At 52.3% G+C, this 15,548-nt stretch carries 14 protein-coding genes; 2 read left to right on the forward strand and 12 right to left on the reverse strand.

The genetic code is table 11. The features are described from left to right. Window positions 1–178 precede the first annotated feature (178 nt). The gene (locus PAT3040_RS01310) at window positions 179–1,015 is read left to right on the forward strand and encodes a helix-turn-helix domain-containing protein (RefSeq protein WP_108991224.1); all 837 of its coding nucleotides are present in this window, start codon (window positions 179–181) and stop codon (window positions 1,013–1,015) included. Here the strand turns inward: PAT3040_RS01310 and PAT3040_RS01315 are convergent. The 9 genes from PAT3040_RS01315 to PAT3040_RS01365 form a co-directional block, all read right to left on the reverse strand. After that, complete coding sequence (locus PAT3040_RS01315) at window positions 1,012–1,599, reverse strand: LysM peptidoglycan-binding domain-containing protein (protein ID WP_108991225.1); 588 nt, start codon at window positions 1,597–1,599, stop codon at window positions 1,012–1,014. The genes PAT3040_RS01310 and PAT3040_RS01315 overlap by 4 nt on opposite strands. Window positions 1,600–1,852: 253 nt before the next feature. Then, on the reverse strand, window positions 1,853–2,347 hold the full coding sequence (locus PAT3040_RS01325) for a hypothetical protein (RefSeq protein WP_108991227.1): 495 nt from the start codon (window positions 2,345–2,347) through the stop codon (window positions 1,853–1,855). 85 nt (window positions 2,348–2,432) lie between these two features. Beyond that, the gene (locus PAT3040_RS01330) at window positions 2,433–3,686 is read right to left on the reverse strand and encodes a mechanosensitive ion channel family protein (RefSeq protein WP_087572235.1); all 1,254 of its coding nucleotides are present in this window, start codon (window positions 3,684–3,686) and stop codon (window positions 2,433–2,435) included. 183 nt (window positions 3,687–3,869) lie between these two features. Continuing rightward, complete coding sequence (locus tag PAT3040_RS01340; protein WP_087572234.1) at window positions 3,870–4,256, reverse strand: OsmC family protein; 387 nt, start codon at window positions 4,254–4,256, stop codon at window positions 3,870–3,872. Between the two features lie 34 nt (window positions 4,257–4,290). Continuing rightward, the gene (locus PAT3040_RS01345) at window positions 4,291–5,283 is read right to left on the reverse strand and encodes an ABC transporter ATP-binding protein (RefSeq protein WP_087572233.1); all 993 of its coding nucleotides are present in this window, start codon (window positions 5,281–5,283) and stop codon (window positions 4,291–4,293) included. Beyond that, complete coding sequence (locus PAT3040_RS01350; protein ID WP_108991229.1) at window positions 5,273–6,289, reverse strand: ABC transporter ATP-binding protein; 1,017 nt, start codon at window positions 6,287–6,289, stop codon at window positions 5,273–5,275. The genes PAT3040_RS01345 and PAT3040_RS01350 overlap by 11 nt, the downstream gene beginning before the upstream one ends. Before the next feature lie 31 nt (window positions 6,290–6,320). Beyond that, window positions 6,321–7,172 (reverse strand): ABC transporter permease, encoded by an 852-nt coding sequence (locus tag PAT3040_RS01355; RefSeq protein WP_108991241.1) that lies wholly within the window; start codon window positions 7,170–7,172, stop codon window positions 6,321–6,323. Window positions 7,173–7,232: 60 nt separating this feature from the next. Next, window positions 7,233–8,183: an ABC transporter permease gene (locus PAT3040_RS01360; protein WP_108991230.1), complete on the reverse strand. Its 951-nt coding sequence runs from the start codon at window positions 8,181–8,183 to the stop codon at window positions 7,233–7,235. A gap of 79 nt (window positions 8,184–8,262) precedes the next feature. Further along, entirely contained in the window at window positions 8,263–9,876 is a 1,614-nt protein-coding gene (locus PAT3040_RS01365; RefSeq protein WP_108991231.1) for an ABC transporter substrate-binding protein, read from the reverse strand. 625 nt (window positions 9,877–10,501) lie between these two features. Here PAT3040_RS01365 and PAT3040_RS01370 point away from each other — a divergent pair. After that, window positions 10,502–11,284 carry a class I SAM-dependent methyltransferase gene (locus PAT3040_RS01370; protein WP_108991232.1) on the forward strand — a complete coding sequence of 261 codons (783 nt, stop codon included), beginning with the start codon at window positions 10,502–10,504 and terminating at the stop codon, window positions 11,282–11,284. Between the two features lie 31 nt (window positions 11,285–11,315). Here PAT3040_RS01370 and PAT3040_RS01375 read toward each other — a convergent pair whose 3' ends face one another. The 3 genes from PAT3040_RS01375 to PAT3040_RS01385 form a co-directional block, all read right to left on the reverse strand. Next, complete coding sequence (locus tag PAT3040_RS01375; protein WP_108991233.1) at window positions 11,316–11,879, reverse strand: hypothetical protein; 564 nt, start codon at window positions 11,877–11,879, stop codon at window positions 11,316–11,318. Between the two features lie 611 nt (window positions 11,880–12,490). After that, window positions 12,491–13,771, reverse strand: a complete 1,281-nt coding sequence (locus PAT3040_RS01380) for a DegT/DnrJ/EryC1/StrS family aminotransferase (protein WP_108991234.1) — start codon at window positions 13,769–13,771, stop codon at window positions 12,491–12,493. A 144-nt stretch (window positions 13,772–13,915) separates the two neighbouring features. After that, window positions 13,916–15,547, reverse strand: coding sequence for a polysaccharide deacetylase family protein (locus tag PAT3040_RS01385; RefSeq protein WP_181376384.1), 1,632 nt, complete (start codon window positions 15,545–15,547; stop codon window positions 13,916–13,918). Window position 15,548: the final 1 nt, after the last annotated feature.

Raw genomic sequence — 15,548 nt, forward strand, 5'->3', positions numbered from 1 at the left:
AGTAATTTAGTAAATCACTCGTTTATTATAAAACGACTTCCTCTTATCGTCAATCCATCAATCTTTAGATGATCACTCAACTCCGGGTTGAATTTTCGAAAAGCTCAATTTACAGGTTATTGTTCCGGAGATCCTTCTCGCCTACAATGAGAACAAAGCAAAAGAAGGAGCGTACTGCATGAAGGAAATGTTGGCGAGAAACATCAGTATATACCGTAAAGAAAGAGGCTTGACGCAAGAGGAGCTGGCCCGGAGACTTGGCCTGTCGTTCCAGGCTGTGTCCAAGTGGGAAAACGCTCAATCCATGCCGGATGTGGCCCTGCTGCCGGAGCTGTCGAGGACGCTTCAGGTCAGCATTGACAAGCTGCTGGGTTACGCCTTGCAGGAGAAATCGATTACGATCTACGAGGAAGAATATCAATCGGGAAACTATTATTGGGGGACGGAGCCGAATGCGGCTTGCTACGAGGTGCTAAAAGCGATGCCTCCGGTAAAAAGGCTTAAGCTGCTGGATATTGGCTGCGGCGAAGGGAAAGATGCCGTTTTCTTTGCGCGGAACGGATACGATGTATCCGCGTTCGATGTGACGGACGCCGGCATCGGCAAGACGAAACGTCTCGCCGAGCAGGCAGGCGTCCAAGTAAATGTGTTCAAAGCCGACATTCTGGATTACCGCCTGAATGCGCACTACGACATTCTGTACTCCAGCGGCGTGCTCCATTATATAAAGCCGGACTTCAGAGAGGATATCTTCGACAATTACAAACGTTTCACGAGTCCAAACGGCATGCACTGCTTTAACGTGTTTGTCGACAAGCCGTTTATTGCGCCGCCGCCCGAGAAGGAGCCTTACGCCTACAAATGGCATTCCGGCGAGCTGTTGTCCCACTACCGCGATTGGTATATCGAAGACAGCTCCGAGATTGTGTTCGACTGCAACTCGTCAGGCATTCCCCATCAACATGCGATGTCAACGATCATCGCGAAGAAAGTCGCGGCTCTCTCCTCTCTTTAGAACGGATTCGGAATTAGCAGCGATTGCCCAAGCTTGATCGTTCCGGAGACGCCGTCGATTCCGTTGCTCTTGGCAATCGCGGCCACGTAATCCGACTGTTTATAATACTTGGCGGAGATACTTTGCAGAGTGTCTCCTTCTTTCACTTGATACGAACGCTGTCCGGAAGGCATGGGGATACTAAGCGTCCTGCCTTTCTTAAGTTCCGTGGTTCCCGTCAAGCCATTAACCTGCATCAGGATGCCGATATAATTGCTCTGGCTAAAATATTTGCCGGCGATGGCAAACAAAGTGTCGCCTTTGGCCACGGTATAATGATCCAGCACAAGGGGATCCTTCAGCTTCAGCCTTGCGCCCACTTTTAGCTTGGCCTTGGGATCGAGACCGTTCTGCTTCGCTACCTTAACGTAGTCGCTTGTCAAATAATGCCGCTTCGATATGCCGTATAACGTATCCCCGGCCTTGACCCCGTAATAAATGCTAATCCCCGCATCGGCCTGCCCGCTCTTCGCTTGAACGAAACTCGGCGACGATGCAAGCGCGAGTACAGCCAGACTAATGACCCATTTTCGCATTCTCGTCATCCTTCATCACACCTTCTGCCATATTATTTGGGGCTCACTGCTTTCGCCGCCATACGGCAAGAATCCTTTAAATTTCGCAAGCGTCCCGGGAAAATAATCCAATCGTAACAGGCTGCCCGGACACGTCCCCAAAACTCGGGGCGTAAGGACTGCGTCCCGAGCCTCCCACTCCAACCGCGCATAAAAAGAAAAGAGCGGGCAGACGTCGGAGGCGTCTGCCCGCTTATATTTCACTGCATTCATCATCAATGGATTATTCCAAATCGTTCATAAACAGCTTGTTGGATTGCGAAAAAATGGATGGCTTCAGCCTGTCCAGCTCATACTTTAGCAAAGCTTGTTCCTTTAACGTATGCTCGCACAGCGCCTTCACGGTATCGAGCTTGGCGTCGGTCATCTGGAGAATGCCCAAAATATCCTCGGCCTGTGCCTCTTCCATTCGATCGAGCTGAGCCTGCACGGAGTCAAACCGAGTATCCATCGTCTGAAAGCGGTGCTTCATTTCACCATCCAACTCATCCAAACGGTTATCCATGACTTGGAACCGAGCTTCGAACTTTTGATCCATCGCTTCGAATCTCTGATCCATTGCTTCGAACCTCTGATCCATTGCATCGAACCTCTGATCCATTGCTTCAAACCTCTGATCCATTGCTTCAAACCTGACATCCACTTTGTCGAACTTGTCCATGACTTGCTCGGTTAAGGTGACCAACAACGATTCGATTCGAGTGAGCTGCTCCGACATGACCCTGACCTCCATTCTGCGATTGGATCCAGTATACCATAATTCGACCTTTTTTTGTCAACAAAAAAGGGAACAAACGTTCTGTTTAATAGTTTGTGGAGGATCGTTCTCCCTGCAGCATTCCCCTCATATCCGCACCGGAAGGACTTTGGAAGATACGAAGACCGAACTCGGGCGCCACGGCAAAAATATGATCAAAAATGTCGGATTGCAAGCCTTCATAGACCGCCCATGCCGTATCGTTAGAGAACGCGTAAATTTCAAGCGGCAGTCCATGTTCCCCTGGCTCCAATTGTCGAACCATACGGGTCAAGCCTTTGTGCACCTTAGGATGCTCTTCGATGTAACGCTGCAAATAAGCCCGAAATACGCCGATGTTCGTAAGAGCTCTTCCGTTTACCCTGTTCGCCGTATCGATCTCATGCTCCTCGTTGTAGTGTCGGATTTCCCGTTCCTTGTCGAGGATATAGTCGCTTAATAGATGAATGCCCTTGAACTTTTCCAGCATCTCCGGCGTGCAGAAGCCGATGCTGGCGGCGTCGATATGGACGGAACGTTTAATGCGGCGGCCGCCGGATGCTTGCATCCCCCTCCAGTTGATGAAGGAATCCGAGATCAGGGCGTAAGTGGGAATCGTCGTAATCGTTTTGTCCCAATTTTGCACTTTGACGGTGTTCAGAGAGATGTCCAAAACGTCTCCGTCCGCTCCGTATTTCGGCATGCTGATCCAATCGCCCACGCGTACCATGTCGTTGGAGGTGAGCTGGACGCCGGCCACGAGTCCCAGGATGGAATCCTTGAAGATGAGCATGACAACGGCCGACAAGGCGCCGATTCCGCTAAGCAGAATAATCGGGCTTTCGCCGATCAGACTCGAGATGACCAGAATGCCCCCGACAATGAAGACGACGATTTTGACCACTTGAATGTAACCTCGGATCGGTCTCATTTTGGAAATATCGTAAGTGGTGTATACGTCGTTCAGCATATCCAATAGGGCATCTAAGACGATTAACATAACGACGACCATATAAATCATGACGCCTTTAGCAATCAAATGCTGATAGGTCGGGAAGCTGAATGAGAAATAATAAATAATGATGGCCGGAACAATGTGCGAAAGCTTATGGATGACTCTTCGTTCCAGCAAAAAACGTCTCCACTGAAGCTTGCTCTTGCCTACATAAGGCGTGATTACGCGAAGCACGACCTTCTTGGTCAGCCAATTGGCCAACATGCAGATCAGCGCGATCCCCGCAATCGTGATAATCGTCGCGAGATAACTCGCCATCTTCTTCTGAATGCCTAAATCAATGAGAAAATCGAGAATGTATGACATGTTTGCCTCCTTACTACTTGAACGTTCTAATCTGGTTGCGCGAAGCACTCGGCTCGTCGATGCCGTATCGTTTTATCCTAACGAAACCTGCCTTCCGCGTCAATTCGGCCAGGCTCTCGGCAATATAGAGCATACAAAAAAGCGACACGAGGATTTCCCCCATGCCGCCGTCGTATTCAAATCCTAAACCTCAACCAACTCGACAACCGCTCCCGCGCGAAGCGTATTGCCGATGGTGCAAGCCCGCTCCGTCACCGACTTCAGCTTCTCCTTGTAAGCCCCGTCCAGACCGGAAGGAAGAGTTACCGTAACTTTGAAATCGCTGAAGCGATTGCTTTTATCCTCCGGCTTCGTCGCCGAAACTTCGATCAGGATTTCGTTGCGGTCGTAGTCGACGCCATCGTAATCCATGATTTTCTGCAGAGAAATGGATACGCATAACGCCAGCGATGCTTCCAGCAGCTCCCGCGGCGACAGCCCCTCCGAGTTGGGAGACCGGCTGCCGATTAATTGAAGTCCGGCATCGTTAAAAATGTGATCTTGACCGTCGGTTACTTTGATCGTTGTCATCGTTACTCTCTCCCATTGTGTATGATTAATCCGCTCAAGCCAGATGGCAGGCTACCCGTCGCCCCTCGCCAAGCTCCCGTAGCTCCGGCACCTCGCTCCGGCAGGTCTCGGTCGCATGCGGGCATCGCGTATGGAACACGCACCCCGACGGCGGCGAAAGCGGGGAAGGAATTTCCCCTTGCAGAATAACGCGCTTCTTCAGCGTCTTGCGCGCAAAGTCGGGCACGGCGGAGAACAAGGCCCGGGTGTATGGGTGAAGCGGCCGATCGAACAGCGCTTCCGTCGGAGCCTCTTCCACGATTCGGCCCAAGTACATAATGCCGATCCGGTCGGAAATATAACGAACGACGCCGATGTCGTGCGTGATGAAAAGGAGCGTCAGCCCAAGCTCCCTCTGCAGGTCGCGCAGCATGTTCAGAATTTGCGATTGAATGGAGACGTCGAGCGCGGACACCGGTTCGTCGCAAATCATCAGCTTGGGATTCAGGATCAAGGCACGGGCCAGTCCCAGCCGCTGGCGCTGGCCGCCCGAAAACTCATGCGGATACCGGTAATAATGCTCCGGCTGGAGCCCCACGGTACGCAGAATGTCGAAGACTCGCCGGCGTCGCTCCGCCTTGTCTCCTAGCTTATGAATGATAAGCGGTTCTTCCAGAATCGAGCCGATCCGCTTGCGAGGATTCAGCGATGAATACGTGTCCTGGAATACCAGCTGGATCTCCTTGCGAAGTTTGTTCATCTCTGCCTTGGACAGCTCGACCAGATTCCGATCCCTGTAACGGACCTGTCCGCCCGTCGGGGGGAGAAGTCCCAGCACCGTTCTTCCCGTCGTGCTTTTACCCGAGCCGGATTCTCCTACCAAGCCGTAAGTCTCCCCTTCGTGCAAACGGAACGATACATCGGTCACCGCATGGACGTGCGAGCTCGTTCCCAGCCACTTCCCGAACGGCCCGTAGACGGGGAACTTCTTCTCCAGGCCTTGCACATCCAGAAGAACCTTCGGTTCGACCGCGCCGTTATCGACCATGGCCTGCCGCCTCCTCTCTCCAGCCTTCGGCAATGGCTTCGTAATGCCAGCACTTCACGCCGTGATCGCTTCGGTGCTGCCGCAAAGGGGGCTCCGTCTCGCGGCACTTCCCGTCCGCGTAAGGACAACGCGTGGAGAAGCCGCAGCCCTTCGGCGCGTTCGCCAGCGAAGGCACGGAACCCTCGATGACATGGAGCTTCTCACGTCTGTCTCCGTCCAATCTGGGGATGGACGCGATCAGCCCTTGCGTGTACGGATGCAGCGGAGACTCGAAAAGCCGTTCCGTCGTCGTTTCTTCGACGATCTGCCCCAGATACATCACCTTGACCCCGGTGCAGATCTCCGCGACGACGCCCAGATCGTGCGTAATGAATAACACGCCCATCCCCAGCCGCTCGTTCAGCGATACGATCAAATCCAATATTTGGGCTTGTATCGTGACGTCGAGCGCCGTCGTTGGTTCGTCGGCGATCAGCAGGCGCGGCTCGCAGGAGAGAGCCATCGCGATCATGGCCCGCTGCTGCATCCCGCCAGAAAGCTCGTGAGGATAATCGTCGACGCGGACTTCCGGCGAAGGTATGCCCGTCAGACGCAGCATGTCGATCGTTCTCTGCCGGGCTTGCTTCTTGGACAGTCCCTGATGCAGACGGATGACTTCCCCGATCTGTTCTCCGATCGTGTACACCGGATTAAGCGAGGCCTGCGGATCCTGAAAGACGATCGCGATGTCGTTGCCGCGAACGGCTCTCAGCTCCGCCGGGGACAGCCGCAGCAAATCCCTTCCGTCGAACAGGACCTCCCCCTCGTAGCTGATGTCGTCGGTATGGTCCAGCAGCCGGACGATGGATTGCGACATGACGCTTTTCCCGCAGCCGGACTCTCCGACGATTCCTATAATTTCGCCTTGCTTCACGGAGAAGCTTACGCCGTTAACGGCGGTTACTTTGCCGCGCTCCGTATGGAAGTGGGTTTTCAGTTGATTGATGGCAAGCAGCGGCGTCGGCATGCGTCCCCTCTCCTTTGTCCGCTCGCGCGGTTTAAGTTCGTTTCCCCTTCACCCGGGGGTCCAGCCAGTCCCTCAGCCCGTCGCCAAGCAGATTGAGGCTCAGCACCGACAGCACGATGATGGCGCCGGGGAAGACGACCATCCACCAAGCCTTGTAAATGACGAGCTTGCTCGCTTGAAGGATGTTGCCCCAGCTCGGCTCGGGAGCCGGAACGCCCGCGCCCAGGAAGCTGAGCGCGGCCTCCGAGATAATGGCTTCCGCGAATACAAAGGAAGCCTGCACCAGCAGCGGCGACAGCGTATTGGGCACGATATGACGCCAGATGATTCGAAGATCGCCCGCTCCTTGCGCTCGCATGGCTTCAATATAGGTCTGTTCCTTAACGATGAGCGCGCTCGACCTTACGACCCGGGCGATATTGGGCGTAAACACGATCGTGAGCGCGATGACCACGTTCAGCGCCGACGCCCCCAGCGCCGCCATAAGCGCAATCGCGAGCAGAATGCCGGGAATGGCCACCAGGCCGTCGCAGATGCGCATCAGCACGTGGTCCAGCGTTTTGTAATAGGCGGCATAAACGCCGATCAGCAATCCCAGCAGCGAAGACAGCAACGCCACGACAAGCCCTACGCCGATCGACACTCTCGCGCCGTACATCAGGCGAGTGAGAAGATCGCGGCCAAACTCGTCCGTCCCCAGCAGATGAGTGCCGCTTGGCGCGTTAAGCCGCTCCGTCACTTTCATATCGTAAGGACCGTAGGACGTCAGCCATGGCGCGAACAACGCCAGCGCCGCCAGCAGAAGGAAGATCGCGGCTCCCGCGACGAACGCCGGGCTGCCGCCGATTCTGCGGATGGCCAAGGACCTCTGCTCCCTGCGCATCGCTCTGCTCAATTCCGCTATAGATGTCTTGCTTTCCGTCGTCTCCAGTTGCTTCTCCCCCTATTTGCGGTCCAGCCGCACGCGAGGATCCACGGCGCCGTACAGCAAATCGATGATCAGATTAATGCCCACGTACAGGAGCGTCGCGACCAGCACGACGCCTTGAATAACAGAATAATCCCTGCGCGCGATGGAATTCAGGATCAATTGGCCGAGACCCGGAATGTTGAAGATGCTCTCCACCACAACGGCGCCCGTGACCAAAGTGCCGAACGTTTGACCCAGCACGGTCAGGATGGGCAGGAACGCGTTGCGGAACGCATGCTTGAGCAACACGCCGGACTCCCTTAAGCCTTTGGATCGCGCCGTCTTGATATAATTCAAATTCAGCACGTCCAGCATGGAAGAACGGGTCATGCGCGTAATGAGCGCCGCTTGGATCGTCCCGAGAGACAGTCCCGGCAAGATCAGATGTTTCACATGCTCCCAGAATCCCGCGCTCAGCTCCTTGTATCCCGCGACCGGCAACCATTGCAGATGGACGCCGAAGAGCAGCATCAGGAACAACCCCAGCAAAAAACCGGGAACGGCCATGCCGAGCAAGGAGATGCCCATAAGCGTGAAATCGGCGGCGGTGCCCCGTTTGTACGCGGCCCATATGCCGAAAGGAATCGCCAGCGCGATGGCGATGAATTGGGCGATAATCGCCAGCGAAAGCGTGGGACCGGCATGCTCCCGGATCGCCTGCGCGACGGACTGGTTCATGAAGATGGAATTCCCCAAGTCGCCTCTGAGCACTTTTCCGACCCAACTGACGTATTGCAAGGCGATGGGACGGTCGAGTCCGAGCTCCTGGTTGAGCTCGGCGATCTCCTCCCCGGATGCCTCCAATCCAAGAATGGATGCGGCCGGTCCCCCGGGCGTCACGTGGATGATCAGAAACAGCACGATCGTGACGACGAACAGGACAGGAACGAGCGACAACAACCTTTTAGCGACGTAAGCCAGCACTTGATTCCCTCATTTGCGCTTTAATGAACGGCAGAGGGCGTTCCAGCCGCCGGCGACTTCGAACACCCTCTTCCCGACTTTATTGTTCCAGCTTGGCGTTCCATACGACCGGAGCCTCGAACAATTCGAAGCCTTCCAGCGCCTTGTTGACGGCCACGATGCCATTGTAATGTCCGATAACGGTCGAAGACGCGATTTCGTAGAGATAACCTTGCAGCTTCTCCCATTCCTGTTTTGCCGCTTCCTGCGTCGCCGCGCTGCGAATGTCCTTTAGCGCCTGCTTCACGGTGTCGTCGTTCAAGCCCGCCCAGTCGGGGTTAACCGCGAGCAGCTGCGGAGGCGTCAATTGATAGCCCGTGCTTGCTACGAAAATATCCCACTTCGTCCGGTCGTCCTTTGTCTCCAGGAAGGTAGGGAAATCGAAGTTCTCTACCTTGACGTTCACGCCGATCTGGCGCAGTTGCTCCTGGATGACGAGCGTTGCCGTGTACATCTCGTTATAATCCTTCGTCGTCAGCAAAGTGATTTCTTCGCCGTTATAGCCCGCTTCGGCCAATAGCTGCTTGGCTTTCTCCGGATTCGACTGGTTGTAGTATTCCGCTCCGGCCTCGTTCGACCACGAAGTTTGGTTCGTATTCAGGTAACCCGGCGCCAGCGAATACAGTTCCGGCTTGGCAAAGCTCGCCAGCAGGATTTCTTCGTTGTTGAATGCGGCCAGAAGCGCTTGGCGGATCTTCACGTCGGCCAGCAGACCTTCCGATGTGTTCAAGAACGCCGTCAGCGCGCCGCCCGGGAAGGACTGCAGCTCCAGATCCTCGACCGCAGCAAGCTCGTCGTAGCTCTCCAGCGGAATGCTGTCGGCTACGTCGTATTGGCCCGTCTTAACGCCCGCGATCCTCGTGGCATGATCCGTCACGAAGTGGAAGTACAGGTTCTCCGTCGGAGCTTCCTTCTTGCCCGCGAAGCCGCTTGCTTCGCCTTCGGGCGATTGGTAATCCGCGTATTTGACCAGATGAATATATTGGTCCTGCTTCCACTCCTGGAATTTGTAAGGACCCGTGCCCACGTATTCGGTGATGCCCTCCGCAGGCGCGTTATCGATGATTTCCTTCGTCGTGATCGACGGGAACTGGGCTTGCGATGCGATCAGAATGAGTACGTCTGAAGTAGCCGTCTCCACCGTCAGCTTCACCGTATGCGGATCAACTTCTTCGAACTTGGCATTCGTCAACAGCACCTTCGCGCGGGAAGATGTCGTCAGCCAACGGTTCATCGACGCGACCACGTCTTCGGCGAGCAGCTCCTTGCCGTTATGGAACTTGATTCCCTGGCGGAGAGGGAATGTATACGTCAAACCATCCTCGCTGATTTCCACCGACTCCGCAAGAACGGGAACGGGCTCGTAATTCGCGTTCAGCGTGTACAATTGTTCGAAAATATTCCCTGCCGTATCGAGCGCCACCGCGGATACCGTCATGGCCGTATCCAATGTCGGAGGCTGCGCCGTCAATGCAACGTTAAGCGAATCGCGATATGTTTTCTCCTCCGGCGCCGCCGTCGCTTCCGACTGCTGACCTCCGTTTGCGGCCGTGGCCGAAGGAGATGGTGTGTTTTCTTTGGAGCAAGCCGTTGCGATTGCCAGCAACAAGACCACCGTTAATACTTGCACCCATCTTTTTCTGTTCTTCGTCATTCTTCTGTCAACCCCGATCCTATGTGAGATAACCTATTTCATCCGAAAAAGCTAAAACCAATAATTCATAGCTGTTTTGTTGGATTAGTAGATAGATGAAATCGTAATACACGATATAGATCTTGTCAACGACGGAATTTTCGATATTATTGGCTCAAATATAATCATTTTAGAACTAAATTAAACTTAATTTCATAATGGAATTAATGAGACAATGCGAATGATTCACTTTGTTGATGATTCACATAGATAATGGGATTCTTGTATCATTCTATCTAATTGGCTTGACAAGATGTGGATTCGATCGTGATATGTTTTATGGACTTCTTTCCGTTTTGAAAGTAACCCGACCCAATCGCGCAAACGTGTTAACCTTTTCCATAATCATGACCATTTCGTGAATGCTCTCCAATAACTGTTGCTCCAACCAAAAAGAGGCCGGACGACGTTAACCTCCGACGGCTACTGAGTAACTACTAAGTAAGTGGCGAAGTCCTTTCTTTCTCTCAATAAAGAGTCTTATCTTTATTCGTTTTACCTATAAGATCATTCCGAATAACTATTTCCCCTTAGCCATAAGCAGGCAGATAATAAGAGACATCAAAGACGGAAAGGATGAGCAAATATGGGGCAGGCGGAGAAGGGCCAGGCATGGGATGCCAAACATTACGACGATCGAATCGGATTCGTATCGAGGCTGGGTAAAGGACTAATCGAGCTGCTAAAGCCGGAGCAAGGAGAACGCATCATCGATCTTGGCTGCGGAACGGGAGATCTTGCGCAAGAGATCGCGAATACCGGCGCGGCTTGCGTCGGTCTCGACTACTCGGAGGATATGATTAAAGCCGCCAGGAGCAAATACCCCGAACTGTCGTTCCGCGTAGCCGACGGGGAGCAGTTCCGATTAGAGGCGGGCGAACAGCCGTACGACGCCGTATTCTCGAATGCTGCGTTGCATTGGATGCTGAAACCGCAGGAAGTGATCTCCTCCGTATGGCAAGCGCTTCGGCCAGGCGGTAGATTCGTCGCCGAATTCGGAGGCAGCGGCAATGTCGGTACCATTATTGCGGCTCTGACGGCGCAGCTGGAGCTGGCTCGCGTGGATTGGAGGGCTCGGTTTCCGTGGTATTTCCCCACAGTTGGCGAATACGCCCCACTGCTGGAGAACCAAGGCTTCGAGGTTCGTTACGCAGAGCTGTATGATCGTCCTACCCCGCTCGGCAGCGGCGATGAAGGCATGCGCAATTGGCTGCGCGCCTTCGCGGGACCGCTGCTGCAAGGCTTTCGGGAAGAAGAGCGGAACGCCATTATTACGCGATGCGTTAATGATCTTGCCCCTCATCTGTTCCGCGACGGCGAATGGATCGCCGACTACCGGCGCATCCGGATTGCAGCCGTGAAGAGATAGCGGGTTCATAGCGGAAGGTAGGCGGATGCTGTCAGGAATTCGGCTTGGACAACCGATAGAATTCCCGATAGAGCTGGAGCAGCTCCGCCTCCTTGACGGCGATCAGACTGGAAATTTCCTGCATGGTGAAACGAATAAACTTCTCTTGTTCATGGTCTTCTTGAACTTCTTGGACTTCTTGATCATTTTCTTCTTGTTCTATTTGTTCTTCCGCCTCATCGCCATGCTCAAGACGCTCCGTCGCTTCAGATTGTTCTAGAAACGCATTGTCGTCATCGTTCTCCTCCCCCTCATCTCCCGCTAAGAGCACGAAGCCAAAGGTCGCTAGTACCCAACCGTCCGCCTTGTCTCTGCCATACTCCCGATAGATGCCCGCATATCTTTCCAGAATCGCATTCACCGTTTGCCGGCGTTCCCACCCCAAGATCGACATGGCGTCCTTTGCTCGCGAGACGGCCAGCATCAGTTGGAAGTCGTTGAGCTTCCCCCGCAACTGTTCAATATGATCAATTTGATTTATAAGAATGGGATATACGTTAGAGAACTCCTCCGTCTCCAACACCATCTCCTCTTCGGTTATAATAATAGGGTCCATTAACCTTCATCCTCTCTGTCTGTTGTCATGGGTCCAGCCCTCTATACGATTCGCGCCGACTGGGCGAATTAAGGCCGACCGCTTCTGCTGCCATTCTGTCAATTCAGGCGGAAGTGAAAGTCGTCGAGCAAGTGCGACACGTCTATGCTTGCCGCCGTTGTGAGCAAGCAGCAATTCGCACGACGATGCGAGACTGGGTGGAGAAATGCTGATGAGCTCGCGAACCGCCTTCACCACCTCCTAAGCAGCCGATTGGAAAAGAGATAGCTGGTTATAAGCAGGCCATTTAAGACAAGGCTGTCTCAAAAGTATCAATGCTCGCTTGGCGGGAACTGGTCGAAAAAGGAAATGGAGATGCGGGAAGTTATCCCTGCATCTCCATTTTTGATTTCTGATTTTTGATCTATTGCCTCCTTCTCGAGCAGATTGGGCGAGCGAAGTCACCCGACCTCAAGGCTTACTTTCGGCAGACCTCGGAGCGGACAACGCCGGAATCTCAGGGACAGCGTATACCCTTCCTCGCTCCTGAGTTTCCCGTGCGCTTGTATCTTGTAACGCAGATACTTCGGACTCACACTAATTTCCTGTTCCTTTGGCTTTTGCCCATCTGATCAAATGGTTCTTTCATAAGCTTGCTTTGCGTAATGCATGGATACTTTTCGAATCGCTTGAATGATCTCATCAATATCCTGTTCGGTAAAAAATTCATTAACGGCGATCCGTACAGCCGTTTGCAAAATCGCCTCCGCATTCGGACAAATACCTCGTTCATAAGTGACGCCAGTTATATCAAATGGGAATGTACTATCAGGATAAGCATGACGTTGTTGGAATAACGGCTGCATATAAACCACATCGGGAATATAGCCGGGTTGATTCGGTATGCCTTCGGCTGCCAGAGCTTTCGAGAAGTCCTCTCTCGAGCAATTCAATTCATCTTCATCAAGCCTCAGCATATAGAACCAATAGGTGCATTCATTTCCTTCCTCAACCTTGTGGGCCTTAATGCCGGGAAGAGTTGCTATGCCCTCTGATATCAAGTTTCCATAGCGGCTGCGCTTCTCACATATATCTGTAAGCTTCTTGAGCTGGGCAATTCCAACCGCTCCTTGAAGTTCTGTCATACGATAATTCGGTGCAAGCAGCTGCAAATCACGAGAGACGCTGCCTCCGAATCTTTCATAGTTTTTGTCAGCGAATGCATGCACTTTCCGGAATTGTTGCTCGTCACCGGAATTTATGGTTACAATTCCACCGTCGCCAGTTGAAATATGCTTGAAATCATTCGTACTGAAACAGCCATAATCACCAATTGTACCTACAAGTCGGCCCTTGTAACGAGTAAGATAACTCTGAGCGCAGTCTTCAATCACCTTAAGTCCATATTTTCGGGCAATCTCCATGATCGGATCCATGTCACATGCATTCCCTGCCAAATGAACAACAAGAATAGCTTTCGTTCTTGAGCTAATTCTGGATTCAATCGATTTCGGGTCCAGATTATACGTATTTGAGTCAAGATCGGCAAATATCGGAATCGCATTTTGATACAAGATTCCAACTAAAGTACCTTGATCTGTAATAGGGCTAGTGATAACTTCATCCCCAACCGTAATGCCTGCAGCGCCCAAGGCTACATGTATAGCTGCTGTTCCTGACGAAACTGCAACGCTATGCTTTATTCCATAGAGATGATTGAAATCATTCAGGAAGGTTTTGACTTTCGTCCCCGAATGATAGAACAACGTATTCTGCTCCAATGCTTCAATAAGCTCTTTCACTTCCTCATCGCCAAATCGCTTCCCTGTGCCAAATGGTGTATTCTTTACCTTTTGCCCGCCGAAAATCGCGAGAGTTTGCTGCGAATCCGTTACATCACTGTTCGAGCTCATGTATATGTCCTCCTTATGACTAGGGACCTGATTCTTCAGTCTCTGTGAATTCAATTGTTTACGTTGATTTGATCCAATTAGCCGGTAGAAAAAAGCGCACAAAGTGAAATGACCTCTGTACGCATTTGTTCATTCGATACAAGCTTAGGTTGTCATCGTTGATTGTTCATTTTCTACGACGACAAGCTGTTTTTTGCACTTGACGCCGTAATGTATATCCGTGTTACTGTCATCCTGAGCATCCTCGGACATGATAACTGGAATCCAGACAACTGCAGCTTGTAATTGCTCTCGCCCTCTTACTACCGCTAAACCATGTTCATTCAATGATTCAATTCGAAGCTCCCGTCGCGAGCGATACCAATCATTAATCTGTTCCCCCGTCCAGAACTTGAAATCCCGCTTTCTCGCTTCCTCCACGAGCTTTCTAAAGGACCTCCGCACGGGCTCTTTCGTTTGGATATGAGCCTGATGATAGAGGAAGTGCGCAACTCCTCCAACCTTGCATACCCCATCCAATATCGGGTTAATAATGCTGCTATCCGCCCATATGGAAGAAACATCCAAATCTTGCGTTAAAAATCCCAGCTCGACAACATCAATCATACGGTTCGACTCGTTCGACCATGCGATAGGAAAGTATGGCTGGCAGGTTCCAAACAAAAATCCGACATTCCCTTTCTTGCTGGGACCTCTTGTCTGATCTAGCTGCAAACCGTTATTTTCGCACCAAGAGAAGAGCTCAGACCAACCTTCAAATCGAGTATAATGATTTTTGTTCGAGCAGCATGTCTCTATTCCCGAAGCCTGCTTCAACCAATCGAGTTGACGGCTGAATTCTTCCTTATTCCACTCCCCGCCATCCGCTTCAAGCGCATTGTAGTGGAATCCAATCTCATGACCATCCTCTAGCAATCTTTCATAGAGGTAAGGGGAATATCCGGGTTCAAGCATGCACCAGGTCGATTGAATATCACATTCGTTAAGAAGCTCTAATGTTGCTTCTGCATGCACATCCTCGTTGAGATCAGAATCATGCGAGATCAGCGCTACATGCTTCACTCCATCCGGCCAAAATCCAATGAAGGGCAATATCTTGCCCAAGCGAGCTGCTGTGCGAATGAGATGGCCGATCATAAGCTCACGCCAGTAATCCGCATAGGGATGGGCAAAGTAAGAAGCACCTGTTTCTGTACGGAGTCGATCGTATTCCCAATCCTGCGCGATGCGATCATCGGCCTTAAGCAGATTATCGTTAACAGGACCTGTTCCATCGGGCGCTGGTACACCGTCTGTCAAGACAGGCCCAGTTCCTTGCTGAAGCATGACGACCGTGCTTGCCATGTTTATCGCCCAACGCTCGAAGTAGCCGTTGCCTACTTTGAAGCTCTGGAGAGCTGCACCTAGAGATTGTTGACCAGTTCCGGCATGCACGAGACTTCCATATTCAGCAATCGTTGATCGGTCAGTTGTGGCCAAGATTCTCCACGGCTCTGCGCTGAGAAAGCGGAGCGCTTCCGCCTTCTCATACATAGATCCCATCCGCGCATAGCCAGCTCCAATGATTCTTGATGGTTCGCAACCAAGTTTACCGGCAAAAGCGTTCAGTTCGGCATAAGATATCACTATCCCACCTGAAACAGCATACTGCCAAAGTTGGTTTCGTGTTTGTTCAGTCTCATCGGCAAGCGCTACGATTATCATATCGAAAGAACTCATCTGCGACATATCGATCTCTTCAAACCATTGAAATGGGATTCCGGCATGCGACAGCATC

Source organism: Paenibacillus agaridevorans (assembly GCF_003112455.1).
GTDB classification, from domain to species: Bacteria; Bacillota; Bacilli; order Paenibacillales; family Paenibacillaceae; genus Pristimantibacillus; species Pristimantibacillus agaridevorans.

Bases quoted from the DNA above. Each gene is read 5' to 3' on its own strand.
- PAT3040_RS01345 (WP_087572233.1), bottom strand. From the start codon at position 5,283: ATGGTCGATAACGGCGCGGTCGAACCGAAGGTTCTTCTGGATGTGCAA.
- PAT3040_RS01370 (WP_108991232.1), top strand. From the start codon at position 10,502: ATGGGGCAGGCGGAGAAGGGCCAGGCATGGGATGCCAAACATTACGAC.
- PAT3040_RS01340 (WP_087572234.1), bottom strand. From the start codon at position 4,256: ATGACAACGATCAAAGTAACCGACGGTCAAGATCACATTTTTAACGAT.
- PAT3040_RS01330 (WP_087572235.1), bottom strand. From the start codon at position 3,686: ATGTCATACATTCTCGATTTTCTCATTGATTTAGGCATTCAGAAGAAG.
- PAT3040_RS01350 (WP_108991229.1), bottom strand. From the start codon at position 6,289: ATGCCGACGCCGCTGCTTGCCATCAATCAACTGAAAACCCACTTCCAT.
- PAT3040_RS01315 (WP_108991225.1), bottom strand. From the start codon at position 1,599: ATGACGAGAATGCGAAAATGGGTCATTAGTCTGGCTGTACTCGCGCTT.
- PAT3040_RS01310 (WP_108991224.1), top strand. From the start codon at position 179: ATGAAGGAAATGTTGGCGAGAAACATCAGTATATACCGTAAAGAAAGA.
- PAT3040_RS01355 (WP_108991241.1), bottom strand. From the start codon at position 7,172: ATGCGCAGGGAGCAGAGGTCCTTGGCCATCCGCAGAATCGGCGGCAGC.
- PAT3040_RS01325 (WP_108991227.1), bottom strand. From the start codon at position 2,347: ATGTCGGAGCAGCTCACTCGAATCGAATCGTTGTTGGTCACCTTAACC.
- PAT3040_RS01385 (WP_181376384.1), bottom strand. From the start codon at position 15,547: ATGCTGTCGCATGCCGGAATCCCATTTCAATGGTTTGAAGAGATCGAT.
- PAT3040_RS01375 (WP_108991233.1), bottom strand. From the start codon at position 11,879: ATGGACCCTATTATTATAACCGAAGAGGAGATGGTGTTGGAGACGGAG.
- PAT3040_RS01365 (WP_108991231.1), bottom strand. From the start codon at position 9,876: ATGACGAAGAACAGAAAAAGATGGGTGCAAGTATTAACGGTGGTCTTG.
- PAT3040_RS01380 (WP_108991234.1), bottom strand. From the start codon at position 13,771: ATGAGCTCGAACAGTGATGTAACGGATTCGCAGCAAACTCTCGCGATT.